Raw genomic sequence first — 24,406 nt, forward strand, 5'->3', positions numbered from 1 at the left:
TCAAACTTCAATCAGAACAAGTGTTGCTGTGTAAAAATAGCGGCTAATCATAGCTCAGCATGATGCATTTGAGAATGGCGGATTTACGATCGCCGATTCTGGCACCGCTGTCAGACTCCAGTTTTCAATGGCAAACGTGAGAATCTGATCCACGCGCATCTCCTGCCACGGGATATCGGAGTGCTGGCCGAGAAAGCGCAGCGCAGCAACAATCACCGGGCGTGGATCGCCTTGCGGCAGTGCAGGTGCATGATTTTGTTTTGAAAGTTTAGCGCCTTGTTCGTTGAGCGCCAGCGGCAGATGAATATAGTCCGGCGCTTGCCAGCCGAACTGTTGATACAACGAAATTTGCCGTACCGTCGGTTCGATAAGATCGGCACCGCGCACAATTTCCGTCACGCCCTGGAAGTGGTCGTCTACCACCACCGCGAGGTTATAGGCAAACAGCCCGTCGCGACGGTGAATAATAAAATCTTCCTTTGCAAGCCGCGGATCAGCCTGAATCACACCGCGCAGTTGGTCCGTAAACTGCATCACCGGATGGCGTTGCTTAATGCGGACCGCCGCCTGTTCAGGCCCGTGGCGTAGCTCACGGCAATGACCGTCGTAAATACCGCCGACGCTTTGAATACGCGCGCGCGTACAGGTGCAGTAATAGCTTAGATCCTGCAGATGCAGCCAGGCCAGCGCCTCGCGGTAGGCGTCATGACGCTGGGATTGCCATAAAATATCGCCATCCCAGTGCAGTCCGTAATGTTCCAGCTGACGCAGAATCGTGTCTGCAGCACCGGGAACTTCACGAGGGGGGTCAATATCTTCAATGCGTACCCGCCAGATTCCGCGACGAGCACGGGCCTGCAGGTAACTCCCGAGGGCGGCAATCAGTGAACCAAAATGGAGTTCGCCAGAGGGGGAAGGGGCGAAGCGGCCAATATAATGTGAATCGCTCATTTTGCGGGCTAACAAATAATAAGGCGGGAGAAGCTCCCGCCTGTAGTAAACGTGGTAAAAATGACCGGAATTAACCTGCCATTTGTTTTTCGCGGATTTCTGCCAGCGTTTTACAGTCGATGCACAGATCGGCTGTCGGACGCGCTTCCAGACGGCGAATACCAATTTCTACGCCGCATGATTCGCAGTAGCCGAAATCTTCGTCTTCTACTTTCTTCAGCGTCTTCTCGATCTTTTTGATCAGTTTGCGCTCACGATCACGGTTACGCAGCTCAAGGCTGAATTCTTCTTCCTGTGCGGCGCGGTCCACCGGATCAGGGAAGTTAGCCGCTTCGTCTTGCATATGAGATACGGTGCGATCAACTTCATCCCTAAGTTGATTACGCCATGCCTCAAGAATACGCCTGAAGTGCGACAGCTGGGCTTCGTTCATATACTCTTCGCCCGGTTTCTCCTGGTACGGCTCCACCCCAGCGATGGCGAGAATACTCAGGGACGATGTTTTACGGTTTTGCCCTTCTTGCATGTTGCTTCTCCTTAACACGCACTATCGATCCCCATGTTCGGGGGAAAAATCAGGTCGCTATAAATAGCAGATGCTTTTCCGGATAGCAATTATCTAAACGTAACACTTGACAACCCTGTGAGGAAAAGCGTATTTGCCCACGCGCCCAGAATACTAATTAACCGAATGTTTACACCATTACAAGGTAATGGGCAACGGCTCTTTAAGAGTCATACCATGGGCAGAAAGTTCCGCTTTATAAACCAGAATTTCTACCCCCTTAAGCTGTGCTTCAACTAATAATTGCGCATATTTTGCATCGATATGGCGCGCGGGTGAAAACCGTGTAATGGCTGAATGCAACACCGCGAAAAATATCACCGCGCGCTTGCCTTCGGCCGCTACGCTCATCAATTCCCGAAGATGTTTCTGACCTCGTTCAGTGATGGCATCGGGAAAATAACCCTGATCTTTTTCCGCCAACGTGACTGATTTCACTTCAATATAGCAGTCAGGTCGGGAATCCGCCTGTAACAAAAAGTCGATGCGGCTCCCTTCGGCGCCGTATTTTACTTCACTTTTCAAGGTGCTGTAGTCTGAAACTTCCGAAATTAACGAACGCTGAATAGCCTCTTTCGTTAATCTATTGGCCCACAGCGTGTTAACACAAATAAGTGCACCGGATTGGGTTTGCGTTAATTCCCAGGTATGTGGATATTTTCGTTTGGTATTTTCTGATGTCGAATACCAGACAGTATCTCCCGGCGTTGCGCAGCCGGTCATCGCTCCCGTATTGGGGCAGTGTAGCGTTAACGTTGTGCCATCCGGTGTGATCACATCCGCTAAAAAACGCTTATAGCGCTGAATGAGCGTTGCAGGTTGTAAAGGTGGAGAAAATTGCATGAACAGTTCCTTTGATTATTCAGTCAGCGTCCAGCGTTGCAACTGCGTGTAACGCGTGCGTCCTCGCATGAATGAGGAGGAGTAAAGCCCAAACTCCGTTACCGGAAACGACCAGCCAAACCCTGGCGGAGGGATAGATACCGCGTGACCGGCGTCACGCAGCAGCGTGATATGCGGGTGAAAAGGCTGCGGGCTCTGGTGGCACCCACTGCGTGCGGCTTGTGCCCGCAACATGTTCGCCAACTGCAGCAGCCCGCGCGGCGGCTGACGCATTCCCAACCACACGACACGCGAGCGCAGCCATTGCCCGGCATCGTCGAGTTTGAGCGTAAAACCCGGCTGGCGAATACGCCCCGCAAGCTGCGTTAACGCATGCTGCTTCTCAGCGCTGACGTCGCCCAAAAAGGCGAGCGTCAGATGCAGATTATCGGCGGCGACGGGACGACCCGCTTCAGGGGGGAACTGCGCGGCCCGCCAGTGGATTAACTGCTCCCGAACCTCGCCAGGCAATTCAATCGCAAAGAACAGCCTTTTTGGCTCAGACATGATGGATACTCGGTTATGAATTAACGCGATGCTACAATGCAGCGCGAAGAATGTTAACCCTCTGGAGTCATTTGTGACGTCGTTGCCCGTTGCCGCCGTAGTGCCTGAACTACTTACCGCCCTTGATGCCTCGTCGCAGGTTTTGCTGACGGCGCCGACCGGTGCCGGGAAATCAACCTGGCTGCCGTTGCGACTCCTTGAACATCGCGGTATCAAGGGACGGATTATTTTGCTGGAGCCGCGGCGTCTGGCAGCACGCAATGTGGCGCAGCGGTTGGCGGAATTGCTGAATGAAAAGCCTGGCGAGACCGTGGGGTATCGCATGCGTGCGCAAAGCTGCGTAGGGCCGCAGACCCGCCTTGAGGTGGTGACGGAGGGGGTTCTGACGCGCATGATCCAGCGCGACCCCGAATTGACGGGCGTTGGGCTGGTCATCCTCGACGAATTTCACGAGCGGAGTTTGCAGGCCGACCTGGCGCTGGCGCTGTTGCTGGATGTGCAGCAAGGGCTGCGTGACGATCTGAAACTGTTGATCATGTCTGCCACTTTGGACAACGAGCGTTTGCAGCAGATGTTGCCCGATGCGCCGACGATCGTTTCTGAAGGCCGCGCATTTCCCGTTGAGCGACGATATCAGCCGTTGGCGGCGCATCTGCGTTTTGCTGAAGCGGTAGCGATAGCGACGGCAGAACTCCTGCGCCATGAAAGCGGGTCGCTGCTGCTGTTTTTACCGGGTGTAGGGGAAATCCAGCGCGTGCAGGAGCAACTGGCAACGCGTGTGGGCAGCGATGTGTTGTTGTGCCCACTGTACGGCGCGCTGACGCTTGCCGAGCAGCGTCAGGCGATTTTGCCCGCTCCGCAAGGCAAGCGCAAAGTGGTGCTGGCGACCAATATTGCCGAAACCAGCTTAACGATCGAAGGCATCCGGCTGGTGGTGGACTGCGCCCAGGAGCGCGTGGCGCGCTATGATGCGCGTACCGGTTTAACGCGACTGATTACCCAACGCATAAGCCAGGCCTCGATGACCCAGCGAGCGGGACGAGCGGGCCGTCTGGAACCTGGTATCTGCCTACATTTGCTTGCCAAAGAGCAGGCGGAAAGAGCGGCTGCACAGGGAGAACCGGAGATTTTACAGTGCGACCTGTCCGGACTGCTGATGGAGTTGCTGCAATGGGGATGCACCGACCCTGAGCAACTGAACTGGCTGGATACCCCGCCCGCCATCAACCTGCAGGCGGCAAAACGGCTGCTGCAGATGCTGGGGGCGCTTGAGGGTGACAGGCTCAGCGCCAGGGGGCAGAAAATGGCGACGTTGGGTAACGACCCCCGTTTAGTGGCTATGCTGGTTAGCGCCAACAATGACAATGAAGCGGCAACGGCGGCAAAACTGGCTGCGATTCTGGAAGAGCCGCCGCGCGGTGGCAGTACCGATCTGGCTGTAGCGTTTTCACGAAATCAGCCCGCCTGGCAGCAGCGCAGCCAACAATTACTGAAACGGCTTAACGTTCGCAGCGGACAGCCGGACAGCGCGCTGCTCCCCTCATTACTGGCGCAGGCGTTTGCCGATCGGATCGCGCGTCGGCGCGGGCTGGAAGGGCGCTATCAACTGGCGAATGGCATGGGGGCAATGCTGGATGCCGATGACGCCTCCGGACGCCATGAATGGCTGATTGCGCCGCTGTTACTGCAGGGCAGCGCTTCGCCGGATGCGCGTATTCTGCTGGCTCTGCCGCTGGATATCGAAGCGCTGATACAGGCATGCCCTGAACTGCTACAACAATCTGACACCATCGAATGGGATGAAACTCAGGGAACGTTAAAAGCATTGCGTCGGTCGCGCATTGGCCAGCTAACGGTAAAAGTACAGGCGCTGGCCAAACCCTCGGAAGAGGAGTTGCACCTGGCGATGTTGAACGGCATTCGCGATAAAGGGCTAAGTGTGCTCAACTGGACGCCGGAAGCCGAGCAGTTTCGCCTGCGTCTGCAATGTGCGGCAAACTGGTTGCCAGAGTATAACTGGCCCGCGGTAGATGAGGATTCTCTGCTGGCGACGCTGGAGAGCTGGCTGCTGCCGCACATGAGCGGTGTGCACTCGTTACGCGCGTTAAAAGCGCTAAATGTGGGTCAGGCGTTGCGCGGTTTGCTGGATTGGTCAATGCTGCAACGTCTGGATAGTGAACTGCCAGCGCATTACACTGTGCCGACGGGAAGCCGGATTGCCATTCGCTATCATGAGGATAACCCTCCGGTATTGGCGGTTCGGATGCAGGAAATGTTTGGTGAAGCGAAGACCCCAACCATCGCCGAGGGGCGCGTGCCGCTGGTGCTGGAACTGCTGTCTCCGGCCCAACGACCGCTGCAGGTAACGAGTGATTTGAGCGCGTTCTGGCAGGGATCGTACCGTGAGGTGCAAAAAGAGATGAAAGGGCGCTATCCCAAACATGTCTGGCCGGATGATCCAGCTAATACCGCGCCAACGCGGCGAACAAAGAAGTATTCGTAATGAAACTGTAGCCCGGATAAAGCGAAGCCGTCATCCGGTATAAACACGGCAGTAAATTGAGAGATTTCTTCTTCTGTTAACTGACGGAAGAACAGAGAATCGGGCCCTTGCGCCTGAATGTTGCGGAGAAAAAGCATGGCCGGGAATGACCGCGAGCCAATTGGACGTAAAGGGAAACCCTCGCGTCCGGTGAAACAAAAGGTGAGCCGTCGTCAACTCAGAGATGAAGAGTATGACGACGATTATGATGATGATGACTATGAGGATGAAGAACCGATGCCGCGTAAGGGTAAAGGCAAAGGGCGTAAGCCTCGTGGTAAACGCGGCTGGTTCTGGCTGCTGGTAAAACTGTCGATTGTTTTTTTGGTGCTGATCGCCATTTACGGCGTTTATCTGGACCAAAAAATTCGCAGCCGTATAGATGGTAAAGTCTGGCAGCTTCCTGCGGCAGTATATGGCCGTATGGTTAACCTTGAGCCAGAAATGCCGATCGGCAAGAACGAGATGGTGAAACTGCTGGAGGCTACGCAGTATCGTCAGGTGACGAAAATGACGCGCCCTGGCGAATTCACCGTGCAGGCGAAAAGCATCGAGATGATCCGTCGCCCGTTTGATTTTCCGGACAGTAAAGAAGGGCAGGTGCGCGCGCGTCTGACCTTTGATGGCGACCATCTGGATACCATCGAGAATATGGATAACAACCGCCAGTTCGGTTTCTTCCGTCTCGATCCGCGGCTGATTACCATGCTCTCTTCGCCTAACGGTGAGCAGCGCCTGTTTGTCCCGCGCAGTGGATTCCCGGATCTGCTGGTGGACACGCTGCTGGCGACCGAAGATCGTCACTTCTATGAGCATGACGGTATCAGCCTCTATTCCATTGGCCGTGCGGTGCTGGCGAACCTGACGGCGGGGCGCACGGTACAAGGGGCCAGTACGCTGACCCAGCAACTGGTGAAAAACCTGTTCCTGTCCAGCGAACGTTCCTATTGGCGTAAGGCCAACGAAGCCTATATGGCGCTGATCATGGATGCGCGTTACAGCAAAGACCGCATTCTTGAGCTGTACATGAACGAAGTCTATCTCGGTCAAAGCGGTGACAATGAGATCCGCGGCTTCCCGCTGGCGAGCCTCTACTACTTTGGCCGTCCGGTGGAAGAGCTGAGCCTCGACCAGCAGGCGCTGCTGGTAGGGATGGTTAAAGGGGCGTCAATCTATAACCCGTGGCGTAACCCGAAGCTGGCACTGGAGCGTCGTAACCTGGTGCTGCGTTTGCTGCAGCAGCAGCAGATTATCGACCAGGATCTTTATGACATGCTGAGCGCGCGTCCGTTAGGCGTACAGCCGCGTGGTGGGGTGATCTCACCGCAGCCCGCCTTTATGCAGATGGTGCGCCAGGAGCTACAGGCGAAGCTGGGCGATAAAGTTAAAGACCTCTCCGGCGTGAAGATTTTCACCACCTTTGATTCCGTGGCGCAGGATGCTGCAGAAAAAGCGGCGGTGGAAGGTATTCCGGTGCTGAAGAAACAACGTAAGCTGAGCGATCTGGAAACCGCGATTGTGGTGGTCGACCGCTTCAGCGGCGAAGTGCGTGCCATGGTCGGTGGGGCAGAACCGCAGTTCGCTGGTTATAACCGTGCGATGCAGGCACGTCGTTCGATTGGTTCTTTGGCTAAACCAGCGACCTATCTGACCGCGCTCAGCCAGCCGAAGCTGTATCGTCTGAATACCTGGATTGCCGATGCCCCGATTGCGCTGCGTCAGCCTAACGGCCAGGTGTGGTCGCCGCAGAACGATGACCGTCGCTATAGCGAAAGCGGAAAAGTGATGCTGGTGGATGCGTTAACGCGCTCAATGAACGTGCCAACGGTAAATCTGGGGATGGCGCTGGGCCTGCCTGCCGTCACCGATACCTGGCTGAAGCTGGGCGCGCCGAAAGATCAGCTTAATCCGGTTCCAGCCATGCTGTTGGGGGCGTTGAACCTGACGCCGATCGAAGTGGCGCAGGCGTTCCAGACTATCGCCAGCGGCGGGAACCGCGCGCCGCTGTCGGCGCTGCGTTCGGTGATTGCCGAAGATGGTACGGTGCTGTATCAGAGCTTCCCGCAGGCCGAGCGTGCCGTTCCGGCGCAGGCGGCGTATATGACGCTGTGGACCATGCAACAGGTGGTTCAGCGTGGTACGGGCCGCCAGCTTGGCGCGAAATATCCTGGGCTTCATCTGGCAGGGAAAACCGGGACCACTAACAACAACGTGGATACCTGGTTTGCCGGGATCGACGGCAGCCAGGTAACCATCACCTGGGTGGGCCGTGATAACAACCAGCCAACCAAGCTGTACGGTGCCAGCGGTGCGATGTCGATTTATCAGCGTTATCTTGCCAACCAGACGCCAACACCGCTGGTGCTGACGCCGCCGGAAGATGTGGTGGATATGGGCGTGGACTACGACGGTAACTTCGTTTGTAGCGGGGGGATGCGTACGCTTCCGGTATGGACTACCGATCCTGATTCGCTGTGTCAGCAGGGTGAAATGATGCAACAGCCGACCGGGAATCCGTTCGATCAGTCAACGCCGCAGCAGCAGCCTCAACAGCAGCAGCAACAACCGGCGCAGCAGGAAAAGAAAGATAGCGACGGTGTCGCTGGCTGGATAAAGGATATGTTCGGCAGTAACTGATATTGCTCAAAACCCGCTTCGGCGGGTTTTTCTTCTTTGGTCCATTCTCAGGGCCGAATAACATTCCAGCCTAATTTATTAACCCTTTCTTTTCATCTGGTTATTTCTTAACCCCTCAGTTTTAGTAGGGACGCGTATTGCTTGCTATCTCGCCAGAGTTTCGAATATTATGCTGCCGTTATAATAATAATTCTCGTTTACGTTATCATTCACTTTCATCAGAGAAATACCAATGGCGCGTCTTAAAACTGCTCAGCCAAGTTCATCGCTGCGTAAAATCGCAGTAGTGGTAGCCACAGCGGTTAGCGGCATGTCTGTCTATGCACAGGCGGCGGTTGACCCGAAAGAAGAAACCATCACCGTAACTGCTGCACCTGCCGCACAAGAAAGCGCATGGGGGCCTTCGCCGACAATTGCCGCGAAGCGTTCCGCCACCGCTACCAAAACCGACACGCCGATCGAAAAGACGCCACAGTCTGTTTCGGTAGTGACAAACGAAGAGATGCAGATCCATCAGTCTCGTTCCGTCAAGGAAGCGCTGGGTTATACCCCAGGGGTTGTGGTCAGTAATCGTGGTGCTTCAAATACATACGATTTTGTCAGCATCCGTGGTTTTACCTCTGTCGGTTTAAGCCAGAACAACTATCTGGATGGTCTGAAGCTACAAGGGAACTTCTATAACGACGCGGTTATCGATCCTTACATGCTGGAGCGTGTAGAGTTGATGCGTGGGCCAACTTCCGTGTTGTACGGTAAGAGTAACCCTGGCGGTATTATTTCGATGGTCAGCAAACGTCCAACCACCGAGCCGCTAAAAGAAGTTCAGTTTAAAATGGGAACAAATAATCTGTTCCAGACAGGATTTGATTTTAGTGATGCATTGGACGATAACGGTGAATTCTCTTACCGTTTAACCGGTCTGGCTCGTTCCACAAATGAGCAGCAGCAAGGTTCTGAATCACAGCGTTATACCGTTGCTCCGTCCTTCTCATGGCGTCCTGACGACAAGACTAACTTTACATTCCTTTCTTATTTCCAGAATGAACCCGAAACGGGTTACTACGGTTGGTTGCCGAAGGAAGGTACGGTTGAACCGCTACCTAACGGCAAGCGTTTGCCGACTGATTTTAATGAAGGTGCTTCAAATAATACTTATTCCCGCAATCAGAAAATGGTGGGGTACAGCTTTGAACACGACTTTAATGACACCTTCACTGTCCGGCAGAATTTACGTTTTGCTGAAATGAAAACGTCGCAGCAGAGCGTGTACGGTACGGGTATCTGTACAACAAATGCGTTTAACGCGCCTTGCCAGGCAATTCCGGCCGATCAGCGCGACCATTATCTTGGTCGTGGCACGGTTGTCGATGATGAACGTTTGCAGAACTTCAGTGTTGATACCCAGTTGCAGAGCAATTTCGCGACAGGAACGGTGGACCATACGTTGCTGACAGGTGTTGACTTCATGCGTATGCGTAATGATATCAATGCTAAATTTGGCACAGCTCCTGTTCTGGATCTTTATAACCCACAGCCTCTGGAAGATTTTGATTTCGACTCTACCGAGCCTTATCAGATGAACGAAACCAAACAAACCGGTATCTACATCCAGGATCAGGCGGAATGGGATAAGTGGGTCTTTACGCTGGGTGGTCGTTATGACTGGTCACAGCAAGCGACGACGATTCGTCAGAATTCAACCACTCCGCAAGCGGGTTATATTGAGCGTAACGATCATCAGTTCACATGGCGTGGCGGTGTAAACTACCTGTTTGATAATGGTATTTCTCCGTACGTTAGCTATAGCCAGTCATTTGAACCAAACGCATTCGATCTCTACAGCACTCCACGCATGGCTTTTGCGCCATCCAAGGGTGAACAGTATGAAGCGGGTGTAAAATATGTGCCGAAAGATCTGCCTGTGGTTATTACGGCTGCGGCATATCATCTGACGAAGACGAATACGCTGACAACCGATCCGACCAACTCGAATCTGCAAGTTCCGTCAGGCGAAGTACGTTCTCAGGGCTTTGAATTTGAAGCTAAAGCGGCCTTGAATGCCAATATCAATGTGACTGCTTCATATACTTACACTGATGCGGAGTACACTAAGGACACCAATCTCAAAGGGAACAACGTAGAACAAGTTCCTGAAAATATGGCATCACTCTGGGGCGACTATACCTTTAACGAAGGCGTTCTGTCGGGACTGACCCTGGGAACCGGTGGACGTTTTATCGGTTCAAGCTATGGAGATCCTGCAAACACCTTTAAAGTGGGAAGTGCTGCTGTAATGGATGCTGTCGTGAAATACGATTTAGCGCGTTTTGGTATGGCTGGCTCTAGTGTTGCTGTCAACGTTACCAACCTGCTGGATCGTGAATACGTTTCTAGTTGCTTCCAAACCTATGGCTGCTTCTGGGGCGCAGAACGTCAGGTCGTTGCAACCGCAACCTTCCGTTTCTAATTTCTTTTTGGGCACGCTTTGCGTGCCCGTTTTACAAGTTGGCTGCTATGCAGGAAAACAGATCCCATCCCGACACCACTTTTGCGTTGCGTAATGTCTCCTTTCGTGTGCCTGGCCGCACGCTGTTGCATCCTCTCTCATTAACTTTTCCGGTGGGGAAAGTAACCGGCCTTATCGGCCACAATGGGTCCGGAAAATCGACGTTATTGAAAATGCTGGGACGTCATCAGCCGCCGTCGGAAGGTGAAATCCTGCTCGACGAACAGCCGCTGGAGAACTGGAGCAGTAAAGCGTTTGCCCGCAAGGTCGCCTATCTGCCGCAGCAGTTGCCTCAGGCCGAAGGGATGACGGTGCGTGAACTGGTGGCGATTGGCCGCTATCCGTGGCACGGGGCGCTGGGACGTTTTGGCGTTGCCGACAGAGAGAAAGTAGAAGAAGCTATTTCGTTGGTCGGCTTAAAACCGCTGGCGCACCGCCTGGTGGATAGCCTGTCCGGCGGAGAACGTCAGCGTGCGTGGATTGCCATGCTGGTGGCGCAGGACAGCCGCTGTCTGCTGCTTGATGAGCCGACTTCCGCGCTGGATATCGCTCATCAGGTTGACGTGCTGGCGCTGGTGCATCGCTTAAGCCAGCAGCGTGGGCTAACGGTGATTGCGGTGCTGCATGACATCAACATGGCGGCCCGCTACTGCGATTACTTAGTTGCGCTGCGCGGTGGTGAAATGATTGCGCAAGGAACGCCTGCTGAACTGATGCGCAGTGAAACTCTGGAACAGATTTACGGTATCCCGATGGGCATTTTGCCGCATCCGGCCGGTGCCGCACCTGTGAGTTTTGTCTATTAATGATTGAATTACATCATATTACCCGTCGGCGTCTGCTTACGGCGATGGCGCTCTCGCCGCTGCTGTGGCGGATGAATACGGCGTCCGCCGCGGCGATTGATCCGCAGCGTATTGTGGCGCTGGAATGGCTGCCGGTAGAGTTGTTGCTGGCGCTGGGTATTACGCCGTATGGCATTGCGGATATCCCTAACTACAAGCTGTGGGTCAGTGAGCCACCTCTACCGGACTCGGTGATTGATGTTGGGCTACGCACGGAACCCAATCTCGAACTGCTGACCGAAATGAAACCCTCGTTTTTGCTCTGGTCGGCAGGCTATGGTCCTTCCCCGGAAAAGCTGGCGCGTATTGCGCCTGGACGGGGATTTAACTTCAGCGACGGTAAAAAACCGCTGATCGTTGCGCGACAATCGCTGCAGGAAATGGCGCAATTGTTTAATCTGCAGGACTCTGCTGAACGCCATCTGACTGAGTACGATCATTTTATTGCCAGCCTGAAGCCGCGCTTCATTCAACGCGGCGCGCGCCCTGTGCTTCTCACCTCCCTGCTTGATTCGCGGCATATGCTGGTGTTTGGCCCAAACAGCCTGTTTCAGGACGTGCTGGACGAATATGGGATCCCCAACGCCTGGCAGGGAGAGACAAACTTTTGGGGCAGCACTGCCGTGAGTATTGACCGTCTGGCTGCTTTTCCGGATGTCGATGTATTGTGCTTTGAGCACGGCAACGATAAAGAGATGGCTGCACTGATGTCTACGCCGTTGTGGCAGGCGATGCCCTTTGTTCGCAGCGGACGTTTTCAGCGCGTGCCGGCCGTCTGGTTCTATGGCGCAACGCTATCAGCCATGCATTTTGCCCGCATTCTGGATAATGCGCTGGGAGGCAAAGCGTGAGTAAACGTATCGCGCTGTTCCCCATTCTCCTACTGACGGTTCTGTTTGTTGCCGCCTGTTGGCTCACATGGGTTAACTTCTCCGTTGCGCTACCGCGCAACCAGTGGCAACAGGCTATCTGGTCACCGGATATCGATGCCATTAAACAGATGGTTTTCCACTACAGCCTGCTGCCGAGGCTGGCGATTTCGCTGTTGGTCGGTGCCGGGCTGGGACTGGTCGGCGTATTGTTTCAGCAGGTGCTGCGTAACCCACTGGCGGAGCCAACCACGCTAGGTGTTGCGACCGGTGCGCAGTTGGGCATTACCGTCACGACGCTGTGGGCTATTCCCGGTGCGCTCACCACGCAATTTGCTGCGCTGGCAGGTGCTTGTGTCGTTGGGGCGCTGGTGTTTGGCGTCGCCTGGGGTAAACGTCTTTCTCCGGTGACGTTAATCCTTGCCGGACTGGTGGTCAGCCTGTACTGCGGGGCGATTAACCAGTTGATGGTTATCTTCCATCACGATCAACTGCAAAGCATGTTTTTATGGAGCAGCGGCACGCTAACCCAAACCGACTGGAGCGGCGTACAGCGACTGTGGCCGCAACTGCTGGGCGGCGTGATGCTGACTCTGCTGCTGTTGCGTCCAATGACGCTGATGGGACTGGATGACGGCGTGGCGCGTAACCTCGGTCTGGCGTTGTCGCTGGCGCGCCTGGCGGCCTTATCGCTGGCGATTGTCATCAGCGCCTTGCTGGTTAACGCGGTTGGGATTATCGGCTTTATTGGCCTCTTTGCACCGCTGCTGGCGAAAATGCTCGGCGCGCGGCGTCTGTTGGCGCGTCTGATGCTGGCCCCGCTGATTGGTGCGTTGATCCTCTGGCTCTCTGACCAAATCATTCTGTGGCTGACCCGCGTATGGATGGAGGTCTCCACCGGTTCGGTGACGGCGCTGATTGGCGCGCCATTGCTGCTGTGGTTGTTGCCGCGCCTTAGAAGTATGAGCGCACCGGATATGAATGCCAGCAACCGTATCGCCGCGGAGCGTCAGAATGTACTGATGTTTGCGCTGGCGGGCGGGGTGGTTTTGCTGCTGACTCTGGTGGTGGCGCTGTCGTTTGGCCGCGATGCGCACGGCTGGACATGGGCCAGCGGCGCGATGCTGGATGAACTGATGCCCTGGCGCTGGCCACGTATTCTGGCGGCGTTGATTGCCGGGGTGATGCTGGCGGTAGCGGGCTGTATTATTCAGCGTCTGACCGGAAACCCAATGGCGAGCCCGGAAGTTCTGGGCATTAGCTCCGGCGCGGCATTTGGCGTGGTGTTAATGCTGTTTCTGGTCCCCGGAAATGCCTTTGGCTGGCTGCTGCCCGCAGGGAGTCTCGGGGCTGCGGTCACCTTGCTTATCATTATGATTGCCGCCGGGCGCGGTGGTTTTTCGCCGCACCGTATGCTGCTGGCAGGGATGGCGCTCAGTACGGCGTTTACTATGTTGTTGATGATGCTGCAGGCCAGCGGCGATCCGCGTATGGCGGGCGTGCTGACCTGGATCTCCGGCTCAACCTATAACGCGACGGGCGAACAGGTACTGCGCACCGGGATTGTGATGGTTATCCTGCTGGCGCTGACGCCGCTGTGCCGTCGTTGGCTGACGATTTTACCGCTCGGCGGCGATACGGCGCGTGCGGTGGGTATGGCGATCACGCCGTCACGCGTGGGGTTACTGCTGTTGGCTGCGGGACTGACGGCGACAGCAACCATGACCATTGGACCGTTGAGTTTTGTCGGGCTGATGGCTCCGCATATTGCCCGAATGATGGGGTTTCGTCGGGCGATGCCGCATATGCTGATTTCGGCGCTGGCGGGAGGTGTGCTGCTGGTCTTTGCTGACTGGTGCGGCAGGATGGTGCTGTTTCCGTATCAGATCCCGGCAGGATTACTGTCGACGTTTATTGGCGCGCCGTACTTTATCTATCTGCTACGTAAGCAGAGTCGCTGAGGTTTATCCCTTCTATCTAGGTTGCGTCGCCATTCGGCAATAAAAAAGCCGGGTGGCGGCTTCGCCTTACCCGGCTTACATTATTTCTGGACGTTCTCTTTTACAATTTCGCAAACACCCGGCGCGCGGCGTCGATGGTGTTATTGATATCGTCTTCACTGTGCGCGACGGACATAAATCCCGCTTCGAAGGCGGACGGCGCCAGGTAAATCCCTTCATCCAGCATCATGTGGAAGAAACGCTTGAAGCGTTCAACGTCGCATGCCATCACATCCTGATAGCAGGTCACGGTTTCTGCATCGGTGAAGAAAATCCCGAACATCCCGCCCACATGGTTAACCACCAGCGGAATATTTGTTTCTGCGGCGGCTTCCAGCAGACCTTCCGCCAGACGCGTCGTCAGTTCGTTCAGCGTTTCATGAATACCCGGCTGGGCCACTTCGCTCAGACAAGCAAAGCCTGCCGCCATCGCAATCGGGTTACCTGAAAGCGTACCCGCCTGATACACCGGACCGGTCGGCGCCAGCGCGTCCATCACATCACGGCGACCGCCGAATGCGCCAACGGGCATCCCGCCACCGATGATTTTGCCAAGGCAGGTCAGATCCGGAACGACGCCGTAATAATCCTGCGCACCGGCCAGCGCCACGCGGAAACCGGTCATGACTTCATCGATGATCAACAGCGCGCTAAACTCATCACACAGGGCACGCAGGCCCGGCAGGAATTCTGGCAGCGGCGGGATGCAGTTCATGTTGCCCGCGACCGGCTCAACGATAATGCAGGCGATCTCCTGCGGATACTGTTCGAATGCCGCGCGAACGGAAGAGAGATCGTTGTAGGTGCAGGTCAGGGTGTGTTTCGCAAAATCGGCTGGAACGCCCGGGGAGTTTGGCTGACCCAGCGTTAACGCGCCGGAACCAGCTTTAACCAGCAGGCAGTCGGCATGACCGTGATAGCAGCCTTCAAATTTGATGATCTTATCGCGACCGGTGAAACCGCGCGCCAGACGGATTGCGCTCATCGTCGCTTCCGTACCGGAGTTCACCATACGCACCATATCCATGGTCGGCACAAGTTCAGTGACCAGCTCCGCCATTTTCACTTCCATCTCGGTCGGCGCGCCGAAGCTTAAACCGCGCTCTGCGGCTTCAATCACCGCATTGCGAATTGCCGGGTGGTTATGGCCCAGTACCATCGGTCCCCAGGAACCGACGTAATCGACATAGGCTTTACCATCGACATCGTACAGATACGCGCCGTCCGCTTTTTCGATAAACAGCGGAGTACCACCCACGCCAGTAAAGGCGCGAACGGGGGAGTTAACGCCGCCAGGGATAAGTTCGCGTGCTGCGCTGTAGAGATTTTCAGACTTACTCATGGATGGGGTCCTGGTTCGTAGAAAAAGTAAATGCCCGCTATTCTAGTTATTCAGAGAAGGTTATGAAAGTTTTACGCAATTGAAACAATGCGATTTGCAGGGGATTTTCGTGAAATGTGCGAGTAGAATGCCGATTCCGTATTTGTATTACCAATTAATGATCATCTGATGAAGACTGACTCTCCCTCTTTTGAAGCACAACAAATTGTGCGTTTACGCCGCAGGGATCAAATCCGTCGACTCCTGGAACGCGATAAAACGCCGCTGGCGATCCTGTTGATGGCCGCCGTTGTCGGTACCGTGACGGGGCTTGTTGGCGTGGCATTTGAGAAAGCGGTGACCTGGGTGCAAAATCAGCGCATTGGCGCCCTGGCCCAGGTTGCGGACCATGCCATTCTGCTGTGGCCGCTGGCGTTTATTCTCTCTGCATTGCTGGCGATGGTCGGCTATTTTCTGGTTCGTAAATTTGCGCCGGAAGCGGGAGGCTCGGGGATCCCTGAGATTGAAGGCGCGCTGGAAGAGCTACGACCTGTGCGCTGGTGGCGCGTTCTGCCGGTGAAATTTATTGGCGGCATGGGCACGCTGGGAGCCGGTATGGTGCTCGGGCGAGAAGGGCCGACCGTACAGATAGGCGGGAACATTGGGCGCATGGTGCTGGATATTTTCCGCATGCGCAGCGCTGAAGCGCGACATACCCTGCTGGCCACCGGTGCGGCTGCGGGTTTGTCGGCGGCGTTTAATGCGCCTCTGGCGGGGATCCTGTTCATTATTGAAGAGATGCGCCCGCAGTTTCGCTATAACCTCGTCTCGATCAAAGCCGTGTTTACCGGCGTTATTATGTCGAGCATTGTGTTTCGTGTGTTCAACGGTGAAGCACCGATTATTGAAGTCGGAAAGCTGTCTAATGCGCCGGTAAATACGCTGTGGCTGTATCTTGTGCTGGGGCTTATTTTTGGCTGTGTCGGGCCGTTGTTCAACACCATGGTGTTGCGTACCCAGGATATGTTCCAGCGCTTCCACGGCGGTGAAATTAAAAAATGGGTGCTGATGGGCGGCGCGATTGGTGGCCTGTGCGGGATCCTGGGATTAATTAAACCGGAAGCGGCAGGCGGCGGGTTTAACCTGATTCCTATCGCCGCGGCGGGTAATTTTAGCGTCGGTTTACTGCTGTTTATATTTATTACCCGGGTGATCACCACGCTGTTGTGCTTCTCGTCCGGCGCGCCCGGTGGGATTTTTGCCCCGATGCTGGCGCTGGGTACGTTACTTGGCACCGCGTTCGGTATGGCCGCGGCGGCCTCTTTTCCACAGTATCATCTGGAGGCCGGAACCTTTGCCATTGCCGGAATGGGGGCTTTGCTGGCGGCTTCGGTACGTGCACCGCTAACCGGTATTGTACTGGTGCTGGAGATGACCGATAACTATCAGCTCATTTTGCCAATGATTATTACCTGTCTTGGCGCAACACTATTAGCCCAATTTATGGGTGGAAAGCCGCTATACTCGACTATCCTTGCCCGCACGCTGGCAAAACAGGAAGCGGAGCAGGCGGCAAAAAGCCAGAGTACCGCTGCTGGCGAGAATACTTGAACGAAATACCAGGGTATTAGATAATGGCCTTAACCATTGGGTTATAATTTGCCCAATTGCCAATGTCGTTTGGAGCAAAATATGAGTGATGACGTAGCGCTGCCACTGCAATTTACTGAAGCAGCAGCCAATAAAGTAAAAAGCCTGATCGCTGACGAAGATAACCCGAATCTGAAATTACGCGTGTATATCACCGGCGGTGGTTGCAGCGGTTTCCAGTATGGTTTCACCTTTGATGATCAGGTGAACGATGGTGATATGACCATTGAGAAACAAGGTGTGGGTCTGGTGGTTGATCCGATGAGCCTGCAATATCTGGTGGGCGGCGCGGTTGACTATACCGAAGGTCTGGAAGGTTCCCGCTTCGTTGTGACTAACCCCAATGCGAAAAGCACCTGCGGGTGTGGTTCTTCTTTCAGCATCTGATTGCTGCCTGTAATACCGATGGTCTGATGGTGTAGGCCCGGTAAGCGTAGCGCCACCGGGCAATGTGCCGGTTGGCGGCGTAAACGCCTTATCCGGCCTACATGTTCTGCATCATCACATCAGCGCCCGTTATCATCCAGTGCAAACGTCGGCAATTTCAAATGCCAGCGAATGGCGGCAAGCCTAATCAGCAGGGTGACGATCATCCCCATCATACTGGCGTTTTCCAGCGATACATTAAAGGTATAAAACGCTGTCGCATGCACGATCCCGCCGATAATACATGCCGTGGCGTAGATTTCGGTGCGCAGAATCATCGGGACTTCACGAGCTAACACATCGCGAATGATCCCGCCGCCGACGCCGGTAATCACCCCCATACAGATCGCCACCAGGGGGCCCGTCCCTGCGAGAAATGCTTTATTGACGCCAATCCCCACGAACACAGCCAGGCCAACGGCATCCAGCACCGGAAGGATCCACTTCGGTAAACGTCGTGGCTGACGTACCAGCAGGATTGTCAGCATGCTGGTGATCATTGCCACCACCAGATCGGTGGGATCCTTAACCCAAAATACCGGCCCATGATCCAGCGCCATATCGCGGATCGTTCCGCCGCCAACGGCGGTAACCACCCCGAGGACCAGGACGCCAAACGGGTCCATCCGCAATTTTCCGGCCAGTAAGACGCCAGAGATAGCAAATACCGCGGTACCGACAATATCCAGCCAATAGACGAGCATTTTTAAATCCTCACAACAGACCTGGTGGGGGCAGGCGCTAATTTATCTGTGAAAGCGCATTACAGAGTTGTTTTGCGGCGAGGATAATACGCGGGCTCGCGCGTTCGAACCAGTCACTATTAAGTGTAATAATGGGTATTTTTAGCTGGTTTCCCCAGTATTGTTCAATTTTCAGAGTTTCGCCTGGTCCTCCGGTTGCAACAATAGCCTGGGGCGCTCGTGCCAGGACCTGCTCACGGCTAACCTGTGGCCAGGGGACCCGACTGCCGGCAAAGATGTTTTCTCCACCGCATACCTCAAGAACTTCGTGCTGAATGGAGCCTTTTCCACTGGTAAACAGAGGATTTGCGCCAAACTGGAGAAACACGCGTTTTTTCGGTTTGTTGGCATACCGAGATTTTAGTAAAGCATAGTCATCAAGCATGGTTTGCGCCGCCTGTTTAGCCTGCTCAGGCTTTGGGCTCCACGCTGCCAGCTGGCGGAGCGCATCGGCGACCTGCTCGATGGTAACGGCGTCCACCCAGATGACCTTAATTCCCAGGGCGGTCAGCTGATTCACCTGCCGCTCAGCATTTCCCCCGCGCCAGGCGACGACTAAATCCGGTTTAAGCGCCACAATGCGTTCAAGGTTCATACCTTGCCAGGTGGAAACCTCCTCGATATTTTTGGCCGCTGGCGGGTAGTTTGAGTAGCTACTGACGCCTACGGGTGTAATGCCGGCGGCAAAGGCGAGTTCGGTATTGGCAGGAGAAAGCGTCACAACACGCGGTGCGGCGTACAGGAACGCCGGAAGAGTGAATAGCAGGGCGACCAGCGCCCTGGAGAGTAATTTAGCCATGCGCCAGTTTCTGTACCAGCGTTTCAACCATCAGGCTTGACTGTTTCGCGGCAACAACCAGGAACTCGTCAAAGCTGAGATGGGACTGCTGATCGGCGACGTCAGAGATGGCGCGAACCACGACAAACGGCACATTGAAGTTATGGCAAACGTGCGCAATCGCGGTCGCTTCCATCTCAACGGCAATGGCCTGCGGGAAGTTATGCTTAATTTTAGCCAGACCCACGGAGCCATTAATGAAGGCATCGCCGCTGACGATAAGTCCGCGAACGGCGTTCAGATTGAGTTGCGCAATGCAGGATTCTGCTGCAGCAATCAGCGCAGGATCGGCTTTAAAACCAGCCGGGCAGCCCGGTAACTGACCAAATTCATAGCCAAAGGCGGTAACGTCGGCATCGTGATAGCGCGCTTCGTCAGAAACCACGATATCGCCGACTTTCAGCGTAGAGGCCAGGCCGCCCGCGGAACCGGTGTTAATGATGGCATCCGGCTTGCAGCGTTCAAGCAGCAGCGTAGCGCCCAGCGCCGCCGCCACTTTACCGATACCTGATTTCAGTAGCGCAACCTCTGTACCGTTCAGTTGGCCGGTGTAAATTTCACAACCGCCGAGAGAGAGGGTCTGACGGTTTTCGATTTTGTCACGCAGCAGCGTAACTTCTTCTTCCATTGCACCAATGATGCCGATTTTCATAGATTTACTCGCGATAAGCCAGATTTGAGGGCATAGTCTATCATGCGCTTAAGGGGTAGCGCATTTCTCAGGCGGGAGAGGATATGGTACAGATCGATTTCCGAAAAAAAATAAACTGGCATCGTCGTTACCGTTCGCCGCAGGGCGTGAAGACGGAGCATGAGATCCTGCGTATTTTCGAAAGCGATCGTGGACGTATTATCAATTCTCCGGCTATTCGCCGACTGCAACAAAAAACCCAGGTCTTTCCGCTGGAGCGTAACGCGGCGGTGCGCACGCGGCTGACGCACTCGATGGAAGTTCAGCAAGTTGGGCGCTATATCGCTAAAGAGATCCTCAGCCGACTGAAAGAACTAAAACTGCTGGAGCAGTATGGTCTGGATGAACTGACGGGACCGTTTGAGAGTATTGTCGAAATGTCGTGCCTGATGCATGACATTGGCAATCCGCCGTTTGGTCATTTTGGTGAAGCGGCGATTAATGACTGGTTCCGCCAGCGGCTGTATCCCGCCGACGCGGAAAGTCAGCCCCTCAGCGACGACCGCTGCCTGGTGGCGGCGTTACGTTTGCGCGAAGGCGAAGAGTCGCTGAATGATATTCGCCGTAAGGTGCGCCAGGACCTGTGCCATTTTGAAGGTAATGCCCAAGGTATTCGTCTGGTGCATACTTTGATGCGTATGAATCTTACCTGGGCCCAGGTTGGTGGTATTTTAAAATATACCCGTCCGGCGTGGTGGCGTGGAAGTACGCCTACGACGCATAACTATTTAATGAAGAAACCGGGCTATTACCTTTCTGAAGAACCGTATATTGAACGGTTACGTAAAGAATTATCATTAGCGCCTTACAGTCGCTTTCCATTAACCTGGATTATGGAAGCTGCCGATGATATCTCTTATTGCGTGGCCGACCTGGAAGATGCCGTTGAGAAAAGAATCTTTAGCGTCGAGCAACTTTATCACCATCTGCATGAGGCGTGGGGGCACCACGAAAAAGGTTCCCTGTTTAGCCAGGTTGTTGAGAATGCCTGGGAGAAATCACGGTCAAATACATTAAGCCGGAGCACGGAAGATCAGTTCTTTATGTATTTACGCGTCAATACGCTGAATAAACTGGTGCCGTATGCAGCCCAGCGGTTTATTGATAATTTACCGCAGGTTTTTGACGGCAGCTTTAATCACGCGCTGTTAGAAGATGCCAGTAGCTTTAGTCAGTTGCTGGGGGTCTATAAAAATGTGGCGATAAAACACGTATTTAGTCATCCGGACGTTGAGCAGTTGGAATTGCAGGGGTATCGGGTGATCAGCGGGTTGCTGGAGATCTATCAGCCTTTATTAAAAATGTCCCAGTCAGATTTTACTGAGCTGGTCGACAATGAAAGAGTTAAACGTTTTCCTATCGAATCACGATTATTTCAGAAGTTGTCTACTCGCCATCGTCTTGCTTATGTCGAGGCGGTTAGTAAAATATCAACGGGTTGCGCTGAGTTTTCGGTAATGGAATATTATTATCGCTGCCGGCTGATTCAGGATTATATCAGCGGGATGACCGATCTGTATGCCTGGGATGAATATCGTCGCTTGATGGCCGTAGAACAATAAATACTCATTTGTAAAGACGGCCAATAAAATTTTACTTTTTCCTTAAACTCAATTCTGGAACTTAGCGTTATAAAACGACTCTGACGTATACAGCAATTTTGCGTTACCTGTTAATCGAGAACGAAACACATGAAAAAAACCACATTAGCAATGAGTGCACTGGCTCTGAGTTTAGGTTTGGCGTTGTCCCCCCTGTCTGCCACAGCGGCTGAGACGTCGTCTTCAGCAATGACCGCCCAACAGATGCCAAGCCTGGCCCCGATGCTCGAAAAAGTGATGCCATCGGTGGTAAGCATTAACGTCGAGGGGAGCACGACGGTAAATACGCCGCGTATGCCGCGTAATTTCCAGCAGTTCTTCGGTGATAATTCACCATTCTGCCAGGACGGTTCACCGTTCCAGAGTTCACCGTTCTGCCAGGGCGGCGCACCGGGCGCTGACAACGGCGGCGGCCAGCAGCAGAAATTTATGGCGCTGGGTTCCGGCGTAATTATTGATGCCGCGAAAGGGTATGTCGTGACCAACAACCACGTGGTGGATAACGCCACGGTGATTAAGGTTCAGTTGAGCGATGGCCGTAAATTTGATGCGAAGATCGTGGGTAAAGATCCGCGCTCCGATATCGCGCTGATCCAAATTCAGGATCCGAAAAACCTGACGGCGATTAAGCTGGCAGATTCCGACGCGCTGCGTGTAGGTGATTACACCGTAGCAATTGGTAACCCGTTTGGCCTCGGTGAGACCGTGACCTCCGGTATTGTTTCTGCGCTGGGCCGTAGCGGCCTGAACGCGGAAAACTACGAAAACTTTATTCAGACGGATGCCGCGATCAACCGGGGTAACTCCGGTGGCGCACTGGTCAACCTGAACGGTGAGCTGATCGGTATTAACACCGCGATCCTTGCGCCGGACGGCGGTAACATCGGTATCGGCTTTGCAATCCCGAGCAACATGGTGAAAAACCTGACGTCGCAGATGGTTGAGTTTGGTCAGGTTAAACGCGGTGAGCTGGGTATTATGGGTACCGAGCTGAGCTCTGAGCTGGCGAAAGCGATGAAAGTTGATGCTCAGCGTGGCGCATTTGTCAGCCAGGTGATGCCGAACTCTTCCGCAGCGAAAGCAGGTATTAAAGCCGGGGATGTGATTACCTCCCTGAACGGTAAACCGATCAGCAGCTTCGCCGCCCTGCGTGCGCAGGTGGGTACGATGCCGGTAGGCAGCAAAATTAACCTTGGCCTGTTGCGTGACGGTAAACCGGTCACTGTGAATCTGGAACTGCAGCAGAGCAGCCAGACTCAGGTTGATTCCAGCTCTATCTTCAAAGGCATTGAAGGGGCTGATATGAGCAACAAAGGCCAGGACAAAGGGGTCGTGGTCAGCGAGGTGAAAGCGAATTCTCCGGCTGCACGGATTGGCCTGAAGAAAGGGGATGTGATTATCGGTGCGAACCAGCAGCCGGTGAAAAATATCGCCGAACTGCGCAAAATCCTCGACAGCAAACCGGCTGTACTGGCGCTGAACATTCAGCGTGGTGACAGCTCCATCTATCTGTTGATGCAGTAATCTCACTAAACCCCTTCCTGCACAGGAAGGGGTTTCTTTTTGTGATACTTCCCACAACTCCATACTTCTCCCTCTCGCTTTGTGCAGTTGCACAATGCCGCCGCTTATTATCTTCCCTATGCTTGAGCTCTGCTCACAGGAGGGGTTTATGGCTGGCTGGCATCTTGATACCAAAATGGCGCAGGATATCGTAGCGCGAACCATGCGCATCATTGATACCAATATCAACGTAATGGATGCCCGCGGGCGGATCATTGGCAGCGGCGATCGCGAACGAATTGGTGAATTGCACGAAGGCGCGCTGCTGGTGCTTTCGCAAGGTCGGGTGGTCGATATTGACGATGCGGTAGCCCGGCATTTACATGGAGTGCGTCAGGGGATAAACCTGCCGCTGCGTCTGGAAGGCGAAATCGTTGGCGTTATCGGTCTTACCGGCGAGCCGGAACATCTGCGCAAGTATGGCGAACTGGTGTGCATGACCGCCGAAATGATGCTGGAACAGTCGCGTCTGATGCATCTGTTAGCGCAGGATAGCCGTCTGCGTGAAGAGCTGGTGATGAACCTGATTCAGGCGGAAGAGAATACCCCGGCGCTGATGGAATGGGCACAGCGATTGGGCATTGATTTGAACCAGCCGCGCGTGGTGGCGGTAGTGGAGGTCGACAGCGGTCAGCTTGGCGTTGATAGTGCGATGGCGGAGCTACAGCAATTGCAGAACGCGTTGACTACACCCGAACGTAATAATCTGATTGCGATTGTTTCTCTGACCGAGATGGTGGTGCTGAAACCAGCGCTCAATCAGTTTGGTCGCTGGGACGCTGAAGATCATCGCAAGCGCGTTGAGCAACTGATTGCCCGCATGAAAGAGAATGGACAACTGCGTTTTCGCGTGTCGCTGGGCAACTATTTTACTGGGCCCGGCAGCATTGCCCGTTCGTATCGTACGGCGCGCACCACCATGATGGTCGGCAAGCAGCGGATGCCGGAAAGTCGGAGCTATTTCTATCAGGACTTGATGCTGCCGGTGCTGCTGGACAGCCTGCGCGGCGGCTGGCAGGCCAATGAGCTGGCGCGCCCGCTGGTAAGGCTGAAAGCGATGGATAACAACGGTTTGCTGCGTCGAACATTATCGGCATGGTTTCGACATAACGTTCAGCCGCTGGCGACCTCAAAAGCATTGTTTATTCACCGCAATACGCTGGAGTATCGCCTGAACCGTATTTCAGAGCTGACCGGGCTGGATCTGGGGAATTTTGACGATCGACTGCTGCTGTATGTGGCGTTGCAGCTGGATGAGCAGCATTGATT

19 protein-coding genes and 1 pseudogene are annotated in these 24,406 nt (G+C 54.4%); 12 read left to right on the plus strand and 8 right to left on the minus strand.

What is annotated here, in order from left to right; translation table 11 throughout:
- Positions 1-54 precede the first annotated feature (54 nt).
- The 4 genes from gluQRS to thpR all read right to left on the minus strand — a co-directional run bounded on the left by gluQRS (position 55) and on the right by thpR (position 2,905).
- The gene (gene gluQRS / locus N0B36_RS11690; protein WP_141875922.1) at positions 55-951 is read right to left on the minus strand and encodes a tRNA glutamyl-Q(34) synthetase GluQRS; all 897 of its coding nucleotides are present in this window, start codon (positions 949-951) and stop codon (positions 55-57) included.
- Positions 952-1,021: 70 nt separating this feature from the next.
- Entirely contained in the window at positions 1,022-1,477 is a 456-nt protein-coding gene (gene dksA, locus N0B36_RS11695) for an RNA polymerase-binding protein DksA (protein ID WP_003018625.1), read from the minus strand.
- Between the two features lie 177 nt (positions 1,478-1,654).
- Positions 1,655-2,359 (minus strand): DNA/RNA nuclease SfsA, encoded by a 705-nt coding sequence (sfsA, locus tag N0B36_RS11700; RefSeq protein ID WP_016151742.1) that lies wholly within the window; start codon positions 2,357-2,359, stop codon positions 1,655-1,657.
- Positions 2,360-2,374: 15 nt separating this feature from the next.
- Positions 2,375-2,905, minus strand: coding sequence for an RNA 2',3'-cyclic phosphodiesterase (gene thpR / locus N0B36_RS11705; RefSeq protein ID WP_016155716.1), 531 nt, complete (start codon positions 2,903-2,905; stop codon positions 2,375-2,377).
- Positions 2,906-2,978: 73 nt separating this feature from the next.
- Between thpR and hrpB the strand changes: the two genes are divergently transcribed.
- From hrpB to fhuB, 6 genes are all read left to right on the plus strand, one after another.
- The gene (gene hrpB / locus N0B36_RS11710; RefSeq protein WP_259688157.1) at positions 2,979-5,408 is read left to right on the plus strand and encodes an ATP-dependent helicase HrpB; all 2,430 of its coding nucleotides are present in this window, start codon (positions 2,979-2,981) and stop codon (positions 5,406-5,408) included.
- Positions 5,409-5,543: 135 nt separating this feature from the next.
- Complete coding sequence (gene mrcB / locus N0B36_RS11715) at positions 5,544-8,084, plus strand: bifunctional glycosyl transferase/transpeptidase (RefSeq protein ID WP_016151745.1); 2,541 nt, start codon at positions 5,544-5,546, stop codon at positions 8,082-8,084.
- Between the two features lie 232 nt (positions 8,085-8,316).
- Positions 8,317-10,551 carry a ferrichrome porin FhuA gene (fhuA, locus tag N0B36_RS11720; RefSeq protein WP_016155718.1) on the plus strand — a complete coding sequence of 745 codons (2,235 nt, stop codon included), beginning with the start codon at positions 8,317-8,319 and terminating at the stop codon, positions 10,549-10,551.
- Positions 10,552-10,598: 47 nt separating this feature from the next.
- Complete coding sequence (gene fhuC, locus N0B36_RS11725) at positions 10,599-11,396, plus strand: Fe3+-hydroxamate ABC transporter ATP-binding protein FhuC (protein WP_003845793.1); 798 nt, start codon at positions 10,599-10,601, stop codon at positions 11,394-11,396.
- Complete coding sequence (gene fhuD / locus N0B36_RS11730; RefSeq protein WP_259688161.1) at positions 11,396-12,286, plus strand: Fe(3+)-hydroxamate ABC transporter substrate-binding protein FhuD; 891 nt, start codon at positions 11,396-11,398, stop codon at positions 12,284-12,286. The genes fhuC and fhuD overlap by 1 nt, the downstream gene beginning before the upstream one ends.
- The gene (gene fhuB, locus N0B36_RS11735; RefSeq protein WP_019078398.1) at positions 12,283-14,265 is read left to right on the plus strand and encodes a Fe(3+)-hydroxamate ABC transporter permease FhuB; all 1,983 of its coding nucleotides are present in this window, start codon (positions 12,283-12,285) and stop codon (positions 14,263-14,265) included. The genes fhuD and fhuB overlap by 4 nt, the downstream gene beginning before the upstream one ends.
- Positions 14,266-14,365: 100 nt before the next feature.
- Here the strand turns inward: fhuB and hemL are convergent, their stop codons facing one another.
- A complete protein-coding gene (gene hemL / locus N0B36_RS11740; RefSeq protein WP_259688164.1) occupies positions 14,366-15,646 on the minus strand; it encodes a glutamate-1-semialdehyde 2,1-aminomutase in 1,281 nt (426 codons plus the stop codon).
- 168 nt (positions 15,647-15,814) lie between these two features.
- Between hemL and clcA the strand changes: the two genes are divergently transcribed.
- The 3 genes and pseudogenes from clcA (at position 15,815) to erpA (ending at position 17,662) form a co-directional block, all read left to right on the plus strand.
- Positions 15,815-17,236: a H(+)/Cl(-) exchange transporter ClcA gene (clcA, locus tag N0B36_RS11745; RefSeq protein WP_019078400.1), complete on the plus strand. Its 1,422-nt coding sequence runs from the start codon at positions 15,815-15,817 to the stop codon at positions 17,234-17,236.
- A gap of 23 nt (positions 17,237-17,259) precedes the next feature.
- Positions 17,260-17,325: pseudogene (gene yadW, locus N0B36_RS11750) on the plus strand (small protein YadW).
- Entirely contained in the window at positions 17,318-17,662 is a 345-nt protein-coding gene (erpA, locus tag N0B36_RS11755) for an iron-sulfur cluster insertion protein ErpA (RefSeq protein WP_003018581.1), read from the plus strand. Before yadW ends, erpA begins: the two are co-directional and overlap by 8 nt.
- Before the next feature lie 119 nt (positions 17,663-17,781).
- Here erpA and N0B36_RS11760 read toward each other — a convergent pair whose 3' ends face one another.
- The 3 genes from N0B36_RS11760 to mtnN are packed head-to-tail and all read right to left on the minus strand — an operon-like array spanning position 17,782 to position 19,934.
- Complete coding sequence (locus N0B36_RS11760; protein ID WP_006686772.1) at positions 17,782-18,405, minus strand: TRIC cation channel family protein; 624 nt, start codon at positions 18,403-18,405, stop codon at positions 17,782-17,784.
- A 37-nt stretch (positions 18,406-18,442) separates the two neighbouring features.
- Complete coding sequence (btuF, locus tag N0B36_RS11765) at positions 18,443-19,243, minus strand: vitamin B12 ABC transporter substrate-binding protein BtuF (RefSeq protein ID WP_016155723.1); 801 nt, start codon at positions 19,241-19,243, stop codon at positions 18,443-18,445.
- Entirely contained in the window at positions 19,236-19,934 is a 699-nt protein-coding gene (gene mtnN, locus N0B36_RS11770; protein ID WP_016151752.1) for a 5'-methylthioadenosine/S-adenosylhomocysteine nucleosidase, read from the minus strand. The genes btuF and mtnN overlap by 8 nt, the downstream gene beginning before the upstream one ends.
- Before the next feature lie 83 nt (positions 19,935-20,017).
- Between mtnN and dgt the strand changes: the two genes are divergently transcribed.
- The 3 genes from dgt (at position 20,018) to cdaR (ending at position 24,404) form a co-directional block, all read left to right on the plus strand.
- Positions 20,018-21,535 (plus strand): dGTPase, encoded by a 1,518-nt coding sequence (dgt, locus tag N0B36_RS11775; protein WP_200108410.1) that lies wholly within the window; start codon positions 20,018-20,020, stop codon positions 21,533-21,535.
- 129 nt (positions 21,536-21,664) lie between these two features.
- Positions 21,665-23,098 carry a serine endoprotease DegP gene (gene degP, locus N0B36_RS11780; RefSeq protein WP_016151754.1) on the plus strand — a complete coding sequence of 478 codons (1,434 nt, stop codon included), beginning with the start codon at positions 21,665-21,667 and terminating at the stop codon, positions 23,096-23,098.
- 148 nt (positions 23,099-23,246) lie between these two features.
- On the plus strand, positions 23,247-24,404 hold the full coding sequence (cdaR, locus tag N0B36_RS11785; RefSeq protein ID WP_016151755.1) for a DNA-binding transcriptional regulator CdaR: 1,158 nt from the start codon (positions 23,247-23,249) through the stop codon (positions 24,402-24,404).
- Positions 24,405-24,406 lie beyond the last annotated feature (2 nt).

The sequence above is a fragment of the Citrobacter sp. XY323 genome, assembly GCF_025106035.1.
GTDB classification, from domain to species: domain Bacteria; phylum Pseudomonadota; class Gammaproteobacteria; order Enterobacterales; family Enterobacteriaceae; genus Citrobacter; species Citrobacter braakii.